8 protein-coding genes and 1 pseudogene are annotated in these 13,915 nt (G+C 73.2%); 5 read left to right on the top strand and 4 right to left on the bottom strand.

The window, feature by feature from the left end; all coding sequences use genetic code 11:
* Positions 1 to 27: 27 nt before the first annotated feature.
* On the bottom strand, positions 28 to 2,049 hold the full coding sequence (locus WME85_RS08005; protein ID WP_437836712.1) for a nucleotide-binding protein: 2,022 nt from the start codon (positions 2,047 to 2,049) through the stop codon (positions 28 to 30).
* Complete coding sequence (locus tag WME85_RS08000) at positions 2,039 to 2,950, bottom strand: hypothetical protein (RefSeq protein ID WP_437836710.1); 912 nt, start codon at positions 2,948 to 2,950, stop codon at positions 2,039 to 2,041. The genes WME85_RS08005 and WME85_RS08000 overlap by 11 nt, the downstream gene beginning before the upstream one ends.
* A 289-nt stretch (positions 2,951 to 3,239) precedes the next feature.
* Between WME85_RS08000 and WME85_RS07995 the strand changes: the two genes are divergently transcribed.
* The 5 genes and pseudogenes from WME85_RS07995 to WME85_RS07975 all read left to right on the top strand — a co-directional run bounded on the left by WME85_RS07995 (position 3,240) and on the right by WME85_RS07975 (position 11,070).
* Complete coding sequence (locus tag WME85_RS07995) at positions 3,240 to 4,955, top strand: DUF1592 domain-containing protein (RefSeq protein ID WP_437836708.1); 1,716 nt, start codon at positions 3,240 to 3,242, stop codon at positions 4,953 to 4,955.
* Positions 4,955 to 6,340: a DUF1552 domain-containing protein gene (locus tag WME85_RS07990; RefSeq protein ID WP_437836705.1), complete on the top strand. Its 1,386-nt coding sequence runs from the start codon at positions 4,955 to 4,957 to the stop codon at positions 6,338 to 6,340. The genes WME85_RS07995 and WME85_RS07990 overlap by 1 nt, the downstream gene beginning before the upstream one ends.
* A 156-nt stretch (positions 6,341 to 6,496) precedes the next feature.
* A pseudogene (locus WME85_RS07985) lies at positions 6,497 to 6,775 on the top strand (DUF6531 domain-containing protein); the annotation flags it as partial.
* Between the two features lie 89 nt (positions 6,776 to 6,864).
* A complete protein-coding gene (locus tag WME85_RS07980; RefSeq protein ID WP_437836703.1) occupies positions 6,865 to 8,520 on the top strand; it encodes a hypothetical protein in 1,656 nt (551 codons plus the stop codon).
* 282 nt (positions 8,521 to 8,802) lie between these two features.
* Entirely contained in the window at positions 8,803 to 11,070 is a 2,268-nt protein-coding gene (locus WME85_RS07975; protein ID WP_437836702.1) for a kelch repeat-containing protein, read from the top strand.
* On the opposite strand, the gene WME85_RS07970 is transcribed toward WME85_RS07975, so the two are convergent.
* Together WME85_RS07970 and WME85_RS07965 are read right to left on the bottom strand one after the other, a co-directional pair.
* Positions 10,988 to 12,883: a hypothetical protein gene (locus WME85_RS07970; RefSeq protein WP_437836700.1), complete on the bottom strand. Its 1,896-nt coding sequence runs from the start codon at positions 12,881 to 12,883 to the stop codon at positions 10,988 to 10,990. The two genes, WME85_RS07975 and WME85_RS07970, sit on opposite strands and share 83 nt — an antisense overlap.
* Positions 12,880 to 13,899, bottom strand: a complete 1,020-nt coding sequence (locus WME85_RS07965; RefSeq protein WP_437836698.1) for a PEGA domain-containing protein — start codon at positions 13,897 to 13,899, stop codon at positions 12,880 to 12,882. Before WME85_RS07965 ends, WME85_RS07970 begins: the two co-directional genes overlap by 4 nt.
* Between the last annotated feature and the right edge of the window lie 16 nt (positions 13,900 to 13,915).

Below are 13,915 nucleotides of genomic sequence, written 5' to 3'. Positions count from 1 at the left end.
ACAAAGCGCCAATTTTACAACCCGACACTAAAGAGAAAGTTTCGCGACGAACGCATCGCCCTGGCCGGCGCCCGAGAGCAGCCCCTGGCCGAAGTTGATGCCGCCGTAGAAGCGGCCGGCGACGAGGACGCTCGCTCCTGAGTCCGCCGCGACGTCGAGGGCGACCTGAGTCTGGGAATCGCCGAACAACGAGCTGAACAGGTGATTGCCGGAGGGGCCGAGCTTGACCAGGTACACGTCGGTCTTGCCGCGGCTCGTCAGCGCGCCGCCGCCGAAGTCCGCGGCGCCGAAGAGCGGCCCCGCGAGCAGGACGTTGCCGTCCGCGTCGACCGCGGCGCTCGCGCGCGCGCCGGTCTCGAAGTCGGTGGCGAGCTGGTCCTCCTCGTCGCCGAAGCGCTGGCTCAGGAGGTGCGCGCCGTCGCCGGCGAGCCTGGCGACGAACAGGTCGCGCCCGCCAGCGCTCGCCATCGGCCCGCCGCCGAAGTCGATGGTCGACGCGAACGTGCCCGTGAGCACGACATCGCCCCTGGCCTTGTCGACCGCGACGTCGTGGGCCTCGTCGGCCTCGGCGCCGCCAAAGCGAGCGCTGAAGAGGTGGTCGCCCGAGGGACGGAGCCTGGCGAGGAAGATGTCGGAGAGCCCGGCGCTCTCGAGCGGCCCTCCGCCGAGGTCGACCGTGCCGGAGAAATGGCCCGCGACGAAGATCTCGCCGTCCGCGTCCGTCGCGACGGCGCTGGCGTAGTCGTCGCCCGCGCCGCCGGCGCGCTTCGCGAAGAGCGTGCTGCCGTCGTCCCGGCCGAGCGCCAGCACGAAGGCGTCGCGCATGCCCGCGCTCGCGAGCGCGCCGGTGCCGAAGTCGACGGTGCCGTTGTAGCCGCCCGCCACGATCACGGTGCCCGTCGGGTCGATGGCGATGCGGTCGCAGCGATCCTCGCCGGATCCGCCGAGGATCCTGCTCCAGATGTGCTCGCCGTCGCGGTCGAGCCTGGCGACGAACACGTCGTCTTTGCCGTGCGACGCGAGCTCGCCGCCGCCGAGATCGACGCTGCCGAAGGCGCGCCCCGCCACGACGATGTCGCCGCTCGTATCGACCTCGACCGCCATCGCGAACTGGTTGCCCTCGCCCGGGAACCGCTTGCTCCAGAGGTGCGTGCCGTACCTGTCGAATTTTGCCACGAACGCGTCGGCGCCCGTCCCCGTCGCAACGAGCGGGCCCCCGCCGAAGTCGACGGTGCCCTCGAGCTGGCCGGCCACGATGACGTTCCTCTCCTCGTCGACCGCCACGGACCGGGCGTACTGGCCGTTCGTGTCGCCGAAGCCGCGGCTCCACACGTCCTCGCAGACGGGCACGACGCCGTCGCAGTCCTCGTCGTCAGGCGTGTCGCACGCGTCGAACGAGGGCAGGACCTCCCCGGCGCAGGCGCTCCACGACGTGCCCTCGGCGTTGCAGGCGCGCGTGCCGGCCGCGCAGCGCCCGACCCCCTGCGTGCCCTCGGGGCCCGTGTAACAAGCCTCCTGCGCGCCGGGCGCGCACACGCACCCGGGACAGCCGCAGTCGGGGCCGCTGCACGTGGACGGCGTGAGCTCCGCGATCCAGGCGGCGACGCACGCGAGCTCCTCGGGCGTGTACGGCGCCGCGCCGAGCGGCATGCGCGCGCCGCACGAGGGGGAGTCCGTGAGCTTCGTGTAGAGCACGCTGTCCTCCGGGCGCTCGGGGTCGGCGAGCACGCCGGCGCAGCTCTGCGCAGGGCGGCCGGCGACGCGGGCGCCCACGCCGAGCGTGACGAGGTCGAGGGCGGCGGCGGGCTCGCCCGGCCCGTGGCAGCTCGCGCCGCCGCACCGCTCGGCGAACACCGCGGGGACGTCGGCGCACGCGGCGTCCGGCCCGCCGTCGTGCCGGATGAACCGCTCCTTGTCCTCGATCGTCCCCGGACACGCCGCGAGCAGCAGCGGCAACGCCGGCGCGACGACCGCGGCCGCCGTCCAGAGGTCGCGGCGGAGGCGGAGCGGGGCGCTCGCCGCGCGCCCTCCGCGAAGCTCAGTACCCATGATAGGCCACCCCCAGGTGAACGCCGAAGAGCTGGTCGAGCGCCCCGCCCGCGATGAACGCGTCCTCGGGCTCGGAGTCGAAGTCATAGAAGAACCGCGTGTAGGAAGCGCCGGCGCGCGCCTCGAGCCCCGGCGCGAACGGGACGGCGAGGGCGAGGCGGAGGTCGACGCCTCCGGCGCTCGGCTCGCGGAAGTGCGACGCGAGCGCGCCCATGGAGAGCGGCGCCTGGTAGCCCGCCCCCGCCTCGAGCGCGACCGGGCCGACAGGGAAACGGCCGTCGGCGCCCAGACGCAACGTGACGTAAGACACCGAGGCCGCGTCGCGCGACGGGTCGCCCGTCGGCTCGACATCGAAGTCGATCCAGCAGAGTCCGCCGGTCGCGAACAGGACCGGCCCGGCCTGCCCCGCTGGCCGGAAACGGCCCCTGAGGCCGGCGTGGAGGCGGCTCCAGGACGTCGATACGCTCGCTCCCCCGGCGCCCTCCGAGTCGAGGCCGACGGCGCGCGCGTACGAGAGCGCGACGCCGAGGTCGCGGAGCACCGGCAGCGCGCTGCGCGCGAGCGGGTAGAGCTCGCCGCGAACGGACGGCATGGGCACGCCGAGCGCCTCGTAGGTGCGGAGGTTCTCGGAGAGCAGATCGGTATAGGACAGCGTGCGACCCGCGATCTCGAGATCGACTCCCGCGCTGAAGAGCTCGGTGCCTACCAGCGGTGGGCGGCCGTCGCCCTCCTCGAGACTCGCGCGATCGTCGCGGGGCGGCGGGGCGCTCTCGGCGCTCTCGGCGCTCGGCGCCGCGAGCACGGCGAGCGCCGCGCCGAGCAGCGCGGCCGGTGAGCGGCGCCGGGCGCGGCGTCGAGATACAGCAGCGGAGAAAGAACAGGCGAGCGTTCGCCTTTGCATTGGGCGCGAGCATAGTCGCTCTGGACGCCCAGGGTCGAGCGCCGCCTTCGACGACCGGAGTCCGCGTTCACCGGAGCACGCGGTGAGACCCGGGCGCACGCGAAGATCACATCGGCCCCGAGCTCCCACTTGATTCACCCTCTGCTCGCGCGGCGCCTATCGCGGAGCAGCGGACTGCAATAGGCTCCCTCGAAGATGGCGAGGGGGCGCGCATCACGCGCCGCGCGCTGCACGAAGGGGGACGACCCACCCGCCCTCGGCCCCCGCGCGCACTCGCTGACGAGGCATCATGGCTGAACCACGAGCTCTCCGCTGGCCCATCGGCCTGCTCCTCCTCGCGTCCTGTACAGGCCAGTACGGCGATCTGCCCGCGCACGACGACGACGGCGAGGCGACGGGCCCGCTGTGCACCACGATCGATCCCGGCGAGTCACCCCTCCGCCGGATGACACGCGTGGAGTACGACAACACGATCTTCGACCTCCTCGGAGACGACAGCCGACCTGCGCAGGGCTTCGTGCCGGAAGAGGAGTCGCTCGGCTTCAACAACCAGGCAGCGGCGCTCGTGGTGAGCCCGCTGCTCGCCGAGCAGTACTTGACCGCGGCCGAGGCCGTCGCCGCGCGCGCGGCGGGCAAGCTGCTCGGCGAGCTGCCCGCGTGCCGCGAGGCCGCGGCGGGCGCGGCCTGCCGCGGCGAGGCCGCGGAGCTCATCGCCTCGCTCGGCAAGCGGGCGTTCCGCCGGCCCCTCGCCGAGGACGAGGTCGAGGACTTCGTCGCGCTCTTCCAGCGCGGGCTCGCCCTCGGGGACGCGCCGGACGACGCGTCGACCGGCCTCGAGCTCGCGCTCCAGGCGATGCTCCAGTCGCCCCACTTCCTCTACCGCGTCGAGCTCGGCATGCCCGATCCGGTGGAGGCCGACGTCGTGCCGCTCAGCTCGTACGAGGTGGCCTCGCGGCTCTCGTACCTGCTCTGGGGCACGATGCCCGACGACGCGCTCTTCGCCGCCGCCGAGCAGGGGGCGCTCGGCACCGCCGCGGAGATCGAGGCGCAGGCGCGGCGCATGCTGGAGGACCCGCGGGCGCGCGAGGCCGTGAAGAACTTCCACCGCCAGTGGCTCGGGCTCGCGAAGATCGACGAGGTCGCCGCGGGCGGGAAGGATCTGGAGCTCTACCCCGAGTACCGCGACGAGCTCCTCGGCCTGTTCCAGGCCGAGACCGAGGCGTTCCTGGACCACGCGATCTTCGAGCAAGACGCGAGCGTGAGCACGCTGTTCACGGCGCCCTACTCGATGATGAACCGGGAGCTCGCCGAGTTCTACGGCATCAAGGACGGCCCGCGGGGCGAGGCGTTCGAGGAGGTCGCGCTCGATCCGTCGCAGCGCGCCGGCTTCGTGACGCACGCCGGGCTGCTCTCGCTCTACGCGAAGCCGAACCGGTCCTCGCCGGTCCACCGCGGCCGGTTCGTGCGCCAGAGCCTGCTCTGCCAGATCCCGCCGCCGCCGCCGGACGTGGTCCCGGAGCCGCCCACGGTCGACCCGACGAAGACGACCCGCGAGCAGTTCTCGCAGCACGTCTCGGATCCGGGCTGCAAGAGCTGCCACGCGCTGCTCGACCCGATCGGCTTCGGCTTCGAGCACTACGACGCGCTCGGGCGCTGGCGCGACGCCGAGAACGGCATCCCGATCGACGCGAGCGGCGAGCTGACGCAGACCGACATCGACGGGCCGTTCGACGGGGCGGTCGAGCTCGCGCACCGGCTCGCGGAGAGCGAGCAGGTGCGCGCGTGCGTGGTGAAGCAGTGGTTCCGCTTCGGCCACGGCCGCGCCGAGCAGAGCGCGGACAGCTGCAGCATCTCGCAGGCGACGCAGGCGTTCGAGGCGTCCGGGTACAACATCAAGGCGCTGCTCGTGGCGCTCACCCAGACCGACGCGTTCCGCTACCGGCGCTTGATCAACGTAGGAAGCAACGCAGGAGCCGCCGCAGACGGCGCAGAAGGAGAGCCGTGATGAAGCCGTTTCGACTCAGCCGCCGCGCCGTGCTCCGCGGCCTCGGCGGCGCGGCGCTCGCGCTGCCGTTCCTCGAGGCGATGGGCTGCTCGAAGCGGCTCGCCCCCGCGTCGGAGCAGACGGGGCGGGCCGCGTTCGGGGCCGAGTTCCCGAAGCGCTTCGTCGTCCTCTACACGCCGAACGGCACCGTGCCGCCGGACTTCTGGCCGTCGTCCTCGCGGCTCCAGAACGGCGAGGAGCTGTCGCCGATCCTGGCGCCGCTCAAGGACCACAACGAGGACCTGCTCGTCCTCGGCAACGTGAGCGCGCTGTCGGCGCTGGTGGGGCCGGGCGACGCGCACCAGAAGGGCACCGGCCAGTGCCTGACCGGGCGGCCGATGCAGGAGGGCGATTTCCCCGGCGACGCCGGGCTGTCGTGCGGGTGGGCCGACGGCATCTCGGTCGACCAGGAGATCGCGAACCACATCGGCACGAGGACCAAGTTCCTGTCGCTGGAGCTCGGCGTCCTCGTCTACGGGGCGACCGTGGGCGCGCGCATCTCGTACCGCGGCCCGGCGCAGCCGCTGCCGCCAGAGAACAGCCCGTATGCCGCGTTCGACCGCCTCTTCTCCGACTTCTCCGTCGCGCCGGAGGCGACGACGCGGAAGACGGAGCAGCGCCGGGCGGTGCTCGACAAGGTGGCCGCCGACTACAAGCGGCTGCAGAGGCGCCTCGGCGCCGCGGATCAGGAGAAGCTCGCGGGGCACCTCGCGTCGGTGGAGGACATCGCGTCGCGCCTCGACCGCGGCGTGGCGCCGACGTCCGCGGCGTGCGCGGAGCCGGCGCTGACGCCGGACATCGACCCGGACAAGGTCGCCAACATGCCCGAGGTCACGCGGCTCCAGCTGGATCTCATGGCGATGGCCCTCGCCTGCGATCTGACGCGGGTCGCGACCCTCCAGTTCACGAACTCGGCGACGACCAAGGTGCTGAGCTTCCTCGGCCCGGACATCACCGAGGGCCACCACCCGCTGGCGCACAACGGCTATGCGGACCCGGCGAACCGCGAGCGGCTCATGAAGATCAGCCGCTTCTACGCCGAGCAGGTCGCGTACCTGATCGCGAAGCTGAAGAGCATGCCGGAGGGGAACGGCTCGGTCTTCGACAACACGGTGATCTTCTGGACGAACGAGCACGCCGACGGCAACCACCTGCGCCAGAACATCCCCTATGTCCTCGCGGGCAGCGCGGGCGGCCACTTCAAGACGGGCCGCTACGTCGCCCAGCAGAAGCAGGTCGGGCACAACAACCTGCTCGTGTCGCTGCTCCAGTCGATGGGCGTCGATACGGAGTCGTTCGGAGACCCTGAGTACTGCACCGGGCCGCTGACAGGGCTGACGAGCTGACATCCGCGTTGTGGACGGGACACCCCCCGTGAGACGCTCGAGAGCGCCATGGCCAAGGTCACCGCCCTTCACATGGACACGATCACGGAGAAGTCGGGTCACCAGATGACCGGCATGGCCGTCAGCGTGTGCCTGACGCCCGCGGCGCCGAGCCCGTTGCCGATCCCGTACCCGACGATGGGCTCCGTGGCCGAGGGGATCATCGATCCATGCATGCGGACCAAGATCGAAGGGGCGAAGATCCTCACGGTCGGCGGCTGCATGAAGGCATGTCACGGCAACGAGCTCGAGCTGCCGGGGCCCCTGGTCGTGACCCTGGAGCGAAGCTACTCGACCGCGGCGGTGCGGCACCGCTGCGGCCTGGGGTGGGGGTGGTCCCACGGTCTCGCCTGGAGCGCCCGTCGCCGCGGCGATGAGCTCGATCTCACCGCGCCGGGCGGTCGCACCCAGGACCGTGGCCCAGCCCGCAGGGGGGCCGCGGGCGTCGGCGCAGATCGGCGCGGAGCGAGGAGCGAGACGAGCCCGTGCGTTTCATCAATCCCTATCCTTACGGCCATCCCCCCCGGAACGAGGACCTCCAGCGCGCGCTGGCGGCGGCGTCCCGCGGCCAGGTGGTCGATGGCGACGATCGCGTCCTCGCCGAGCTCGGCCGGGCGGCGCTGAAGGCCCTCGGAGGGGCGCTCATGATCCGCGAGGACAGGCCTTATTTCGACGAGCGCGGCCGCGCGCCGCACGGGCTGCCGCAACTCGGGATCGTGCTCGCGGCGGAGGGCGGGCCGGTAGGCCGGGTGGACCTCTATCCGGAGAACCGTTCGATCTACTGGCGGGGCCTCGACTGGAAGCAATGGCGCGGCTGGGCCGAGCTGCGCGTTCCGCGCGCGCTGCTCGAGTGGCTCGCCGCGCACGGCGTACCGGAGCCGCTCGAGGACGTGACGCGCTGGAGCAGCGAGGAAGGCGAGCGCGCGCGGCGCGAATGGCGCAAGGCGATCCCACCGAACCTCAAGGGGCCCTGGTGCGCTCCGCTCGATCGCCTCCTGGACCCTTGGCACGTCATGGAGGCGGCGGCGTGGATCCGTCAGGCCGGCGCGGACATGCGCAAGGCCAGAGGGCTCCTGGAATGGTACGGCGCGGGGTCGGGCCCGTTCGCGCGCCGGCCCGATCACGAGTTCCTCCCGCGGCTCCTGCTCGGCCGCTTCGACGGCGAGGATCTCCAGCGCGCGCTCCAGTCCGGGGCGAGCGACCGGGTGCTCGCGGGCGCCGGGCGCCATCTCCTGGACGTCGGGCCGCTCTCCCCCGCCGCCCGCGCCCGGCTCGATCCGCTCGACGCGAAGCTCCGCGAGGCGATCATCGACGCGGTACGGCGGCTCGCGTCCGGCGAGGACGCGGATCTGCTCCGCGAGCGGCTCTTCCCGGCGCCGTTCGTCCCGCCGCAGCACACCGCGCTGGTCGGCGGCTCGAGCACGCTCCACCTGCGCCGCCCGGTGGCCGCCGGCGACGCGGTGTACGCGGTGGATTTCCAGGAGATCGTGCGCCTCGAAGGCGGCGCGCGCGCCGTCCTCGGCAAGCTCCTCGGCGACGCCGTCCTTGCGGTCCGGGGCAGCCGGTTGCTCGTGGGCAAGGGCGGCGGCGTGCAGGAGCTCGACGCGCGGGGGAACGTCGTGGCCGTGCACCCCGCCGCGACCCCCGAGCAGGCGGCCGCGGCGCGCGCGATCACCGCGGCCTGGTCCGCGCCGGCCGCGGCGCCGGCCCTGGGCGAGCCGCTCGGCCCCACGCTCGAGGAGCGCGAGGCGTTCGAGGCGCTCGCGCACCTCGGGCTCGGCGCGCCGCCGTCGGCGCGCGCCGTGGGGCGCGATCACCTGGAGGCAGGCGGGCGCGCGCTCGTCCGCCGCGGCGAGGCGGGCGCGCCTCCCCGGCGGATCGCGCTGCCCGGGCGCGCCGTGCTGCACGCCTTCTCGGCGTCGCACCTCGCGCTCGCGCTCGACGCCGGCGACGCCTGCCAGATCGCGTGGGTGGACGAGGGGAGCGACGCGCTGCACCTGTCGCCGCCGCTCCGGATCGCCCCGCGCGCGCTGCGCTTCCTGCTCGCCACGGGCGATGCCGCGCTGCTCGGCGTCGACCTCGGCGCCGGCGAGGTCGTGCTGCGCGTCGGTATCGGGCGCGCCGGCGACGGGCGACCCTGAGCGCCTGCGTACCGCAAATGTGCCCCTGGCTGACGAGGCGCCAGGCGGCCGAGAGCGCGCTCGCATACGCCGCCTCGGAGTTCGGATGCGCGGCTCTAGGCGGCGGCGGGTGCGCTAACATACTCTATTTCCACTTTCGCCATGACAGTACACCGCAGCCTAGTTGTCCTGTTCGCCGCGCCTGCGCTCCTCGCTTCACTGCAGCCGCTCGCCGGGTGCGCCGCGCCCGATCCTCCGCCGGACGAGGCGCTGCGCAGCGCTTTCCCTGACCAGGCCGCGGCCGTGCTGAGCGTCGGCCCGGGGTTCCTCCGCAGCGGCGGCGGGCTCGAGCGGGCCGCCGCGCGGCGGCGCGGCGGCGTGGTGGCGCGGCTGCCGAGCGACGGGAGCCGCGAGATCCTCTTCGCGCTCGACGGGGGCGAGGCGCTCCGGGTTCGCGAGGTGGGGGCCGAAGGCGAGGCGATGCTCGCCGATCGCGCGGTGATCTACCGGCGCGCGGGCGGGTCGTCGTTCTGGACCGCGACGCCGGCGGGCGTCGAGGAGTGGCTGCTGCTCGACGCGGCGGCGGTGCAGCGCGAGGCACCCGTGGCGGCATGGGAGGTCCAGGGCGGCGCGCTGGCGGAGCGGGACGGGGCGATCGAGATCGCCGACGTGGCAGGGGCGGTGCGGCTCCGCGTGACGGCGCCGGCGGCGTACGGGGCGGGCGGCCGCGAGGTCGGCGCGCGGCTCGCGGCGCGCGGGGCGCGGATCGAGCTGTTCGTCGATGCGGAGGGCGAGCAGGTGCTCGTCGACCCGGAGTGGCAGTCGCCGCCACCGCCGGCGATGGGGGCCCGCCGCAGCCGCCACGCGGCGGCGCTGCTGGGAAGGCGCGTGCTCGTCACGGGAGGAACCGACGTCTACGGCGTCAGGCTCGACAGCACGGAGCTCTACGATCCCGCGGAGAACGCGTGGTCTACCCCTCCCGCGACAGGCGACATGCAGCGGGCGCGCACCGACCACGCCGCGATCGCGCTCGACGAGGACCGCGTCCTCGTGGTCGGCGGGGACAACGACGGGGCGCGCGCCACGTACGAGGTGTACGACACGCGCACGATGAGCTGGGTCGTCGAGGGCACGCTCCCCCTGATCCACCCCCTCGGGGAGGAGCGGCCGGCCCACCTCTACCGCCACACCCTGACCAGGCTCGGGGAGGAATCAGGCGATGTGCTGATCGTCGGCGGTGGGGCCGATCGCGACGACGTCGCGGTCTACGACTCAGTCTTCCGCTACGACCCGAGCACCGGCGAGCTCGTGGCGGCGGCGCCCCTCGAGGAGCCGCGCACGCTGCACACCGCCACGCTGCTCGCGACGGGGGAGGTCCTCGTCGTGGGCGGCTATCGCGGGGACGGGCTGCGGACCACCGAGCTTTACAATCCGGCGCGCGACACGTGGACCCGGGGGCCGTCGATGAGGGCGGGATCCGAGCGGTACCTGCACACGGCAACGCTGCTCCCGGACGGGCGCGTCCTCGTGGTCGGATATTCCGATGTGACGGAAATCTACGATCCATCCACCAACAGCTTTTCGCTCGGCCGCTCGATGACCACGCACGGATCTCGTCACGCGCACACGGCGACGCGGCTCCCGAACGGCTGCGTGTTCATCGCGGGTGGGCGGCCCGACGGCGAATCGTTCACCGCGGATGCAGAGCTCTACAACCCGTACGACAAGCAATGGATCACGGTACCGGAGCTCAGCGCGCCCCGCGCGTTTCACGAGGCGACGTACATCGCCGAGGACGGGTCGGTGCTGATCACAGGTGGAGAGTACCAGAGCGTGGAGTATCAGACCGTGGAGCGGTTCACCCTGGGCCGGCCGGGCGATCCGTGCGCGGATCGGTGCGAGTGCCAGAGCGGGTTCTGTGCCGACGGCGTCTGCTGCGACACGGCCTGTGATCTCGGCGCCTGCGACGCGTGCTCCGTGGCGGCCGGCGCGAGCGCCGACGGCACCTGCTCGCTCCTCACCGGCACTGCCTGCAATGATGAGAATCCCTGCACGATCGGCGACACCTGCGTCGGGGGGAGCTGCGTCGCGACGGACGACGACGACGCGCCCTGCGATGACGAGAATGCCTGCACCACGGATGACATCTGCCGGGGAGGGACATGCGCCGGCGAGGCGATCACCTGCGCCGCGACGGACGAGTGCCACGAGGACGGCACCTGCGATCCGGAGACCGGCAGGTGCGTGCCGCCGAGCAAGGCGGACGACGTGCCGTGCGAGGACGGCGGGGTGTGCAAAGCCGGAGGTTGCGTCCACCGATCCCAGGTCTCGTCGTCGTCGCAGGGCGGCGCGGGCGGGGGGGAGGCCGCGGGCCCCGCGGAGGACGCGGGCGGCGGGGGCTCAGGCCCGGAGACCGACGACGAGCGAGGCTGTGGCTGCAGGGCGGCCGGCGCGGCGGCGCCAGGCGGCAGCGCGGCCGCCGCGCTGCTCATGGCGGCGGCGGCTTGGCGAGCCTCACGACGGCGCCATCGGCGTTGCCCGTCGACCCCACCACGGGCGACCCCTCGTTGATCCAGTAGAGCGCGTCCGCGTCGACCACGATCGCCCCCGGGTTGAGCTGCCCCGTGGCGAGCGTGCACGCGCCGTCGCGGCACGGGCTGTCGGGAAGAGCGTCGCGGGGCAGCATGTTCACCGTGCCCTCGATACGGTTGGTCCAGTACACCCGGTGCTCGTCGAGCGCGATCCCGTACGGGCCAGGCCTGGCGAGGTCCCGGAAGATCACGTCGCGCGCTCCGCCGTCGAGCGGGGCCCGCACGACCTCGCCCTCGAGGTTCACCCAGAACACCTCCTTCGGGTTCTCCGCGTCGAGCGCGATCCCGTACGGCTTCCGCTCGCCCACGCTCACGGAGCGAACCGAGCGGCCCTTCGCGCACCGGACCGAGCCCGCCGCGGCCTCGTTCTCGGCGCTGTCCGGGCCGACATCGGTCCAGCAAACGACGTTGTTTGCCGCGACGATGCGGTAGGCGCGGTCGGCGTCGACGAGCTCTGTAGGCGTCGCCCCACGCTGCGCGTCCAGCATGTCCAGCTCCGCGAAGCCCACGCGACCGGGCGCACCGTGCTCGGAGAGCTGCGTCCAGACCAGGACATCGCCGTTCGTCGCGAGCGCCTCCAGGCTGCCCGAAGGGTCGAGCTGCGCCAGCCGCTGCGCGTCCAGCAGGGGTTCAGCCTTGCCGCCGGGGACCCATCGCATCAGCGCCGTCGCGGTCGCGCCGACGACCCCGCGGTTCGTCCAGAAGACCTCGCCGTTGTCTCCGAGCGCGAGGTGGCGCGGCAGCGCCTGCGCCGGCGCGAGCGTCGCCGGCGCGCCCCCCGCGCCCGCGACGCGCTTCACGGCGCCGTCGACGTTGGGCTCGCCCACATCGCGCAGCGTGCCCTGCTCGGTCCAGAACACGCCGCCCTGGCTCACCGCGAGCGAGCCCGGGCTCCGCTGCCGCGCGGCCAGGACGACTGGCCGGCGCTCGTCCGCAGGGCAGAGCGGGTCGCCGATCTGCTTCGGGGGGCACGCCGGCGTGACCGGAGCGACGACCACGCCGAGCCGGGCCAGCCGCCCGGACGAGCAGAGCGCCCTCGGGAGCGCTATCCGCCCGTCGTCGCGCCTGCGCCAACCGAGCTCGCTCTCCGCGTCGAGCGGCACGAAGCAGCCCGCAGCGCCGCAGCCCCCGTCTCCCTCGGTCGCGATCGCGACGTTCACGTCGCCTTCGCGCGCCGCGATGGTGCAGTCCTCCTCATCGATCCCGCCGGCCTCGACCGGAGGCACGCCCGCGAAGCAGGTCGCGGCGTCGAAGCAGGCGCGGTGCAGGACGTCCCGCTCCACGTAATCGGGCAGGCTCGCCGAGCTCACGCGGCGCTCCCCGCACGCGCCGGCGGCGCACGCGGGGTCGTCGGGACACGCGCCCGGACGGCCGGCATCGCGCGCCTCGCCCTGGTCCTGCGATTCCGCGCTGCACAGGAAGTGCAGCGGCACCCAGAGCGTCGCCACGCGGCCCTCGGGGACGGTCGTGAGCACCGTGTGCGTCACGCGGGTCCAGTCGCCCAGCATCGCCCGCACGCGGATGCTGATCTCACGGCTCGGGTCCTCGGAGACCGTGAGCCCCTGTGTCGCGGGGAGCTGGAACTCGCCGGGACCGAGCGGAAAGGGCGTGCTGGGAATGACGATGTTGCCGCCGGAGAGGACCTGGAGCTCGATGCGGTCGAGATCCTTGGGCACGGCCATGTCCGTCTGGATGGCCACCATGAGCTCCCCCGTGACAGGCGCCGAGCACCCTGCCGAGGCGATCGCGAGCGCCGCCATCGACCCGAAGGACGACCCGAGGGAGCGCCTCACCAGCGGCCTCCGAACCCGGTGGGGCGCGTCTCCCCGAGGGTGCCCTTGATCGGCGGCTCCGGCCCGGGCCGGAACAGCAGGCCGCCGGCCACGACCAGCGCCGTGACGACCAGCGCGGAGCCGCCGACCCACGCCCACACCGGCACGCCGGCCCGCTCGACCGGCTTCAGGCCGACGTGGACGCTGCTCAGCGCCTCGTCCTGGATCAGGATCTCCGACGCATACGGCACCATCCCCGGCGCCGTCACCCGCAGCACGTGGCGACCGCTCGGCACGGCGCCGTCCCACCGCCCCTGGCCGAGGACCTTGCCGTCGAGCGTGATGCTGTCGCCCGTCGACGCGAGCACCGAGAGCCTGCCGGCGTGGACCTGCGGCAAGAGCCGCACCTCGACGCGCAGCTCCTTTCCCGCGGCCACGGTCTCCACGACGACATGCTCCTTGAAGCCCGGCTTGAAGACACGGATACGCCTCGTGCCGGAATCGACGATCACCTTGCCCGAGAGCGGCGTCTGTCCGACGGGCTCGCCGTCGATCGCCACCTCCGCGCCGCGCTCGCTCACCGCGAAGTCCAGGTGGCCGACAAGGCCCCTGGCGTTCCGCTCGAGGTCGGCGATCTGCGCCCAGTCGTCCGGGAGCAGGACGCCGCGATCCTCCCGCCTCAGCTCCTCCACCAGGGCGAGCAGCCGGCTATACCGGTGCATCCTCGACGTGCAGACAACCATGTTCCAGAGGAGGCGCGCGTCCTTCGAGCTCTCGTAAGCGTGCTGGAACTTGATGAACGCGTTGGCGAAGTCGCCATTGCCAAAGAGGCTCTTGCCGAGCTCGTAATCGGCCCTCGCCGTGCCGGTGAGCGTCTCGGCGAGCGACGCCGGAGGCGCCTGGACGGGCGGCGTGGGCTGGCTCGGCGCGGAGGCCGGCGGCGTGGGCTGGCTCGGCGCGGCGGGCTGCGCAGCGGCGCCGGCGGCCGTGGTCAGCGCCGAGAGGGCGACCGAGGACGCCAGCCTACGTGAACGCATCGATGCCTCGTCCGTG

Origin of the sequence: Sorangium sp. So ce1153 (assembly GCF_051521595.1) — a bacterium.
In the GTDB taxonomy this organism is placed as follows: Bacteria; Myxococcota_A; Polyangia; order Polyangiales; family Polyangiaceae; genus Sorangium.
The sequence above is the reverse complement of the archived record's forward strand: the minus strand, read 5'-3'. Positions and strand labels throughout refer to the sequence as shown.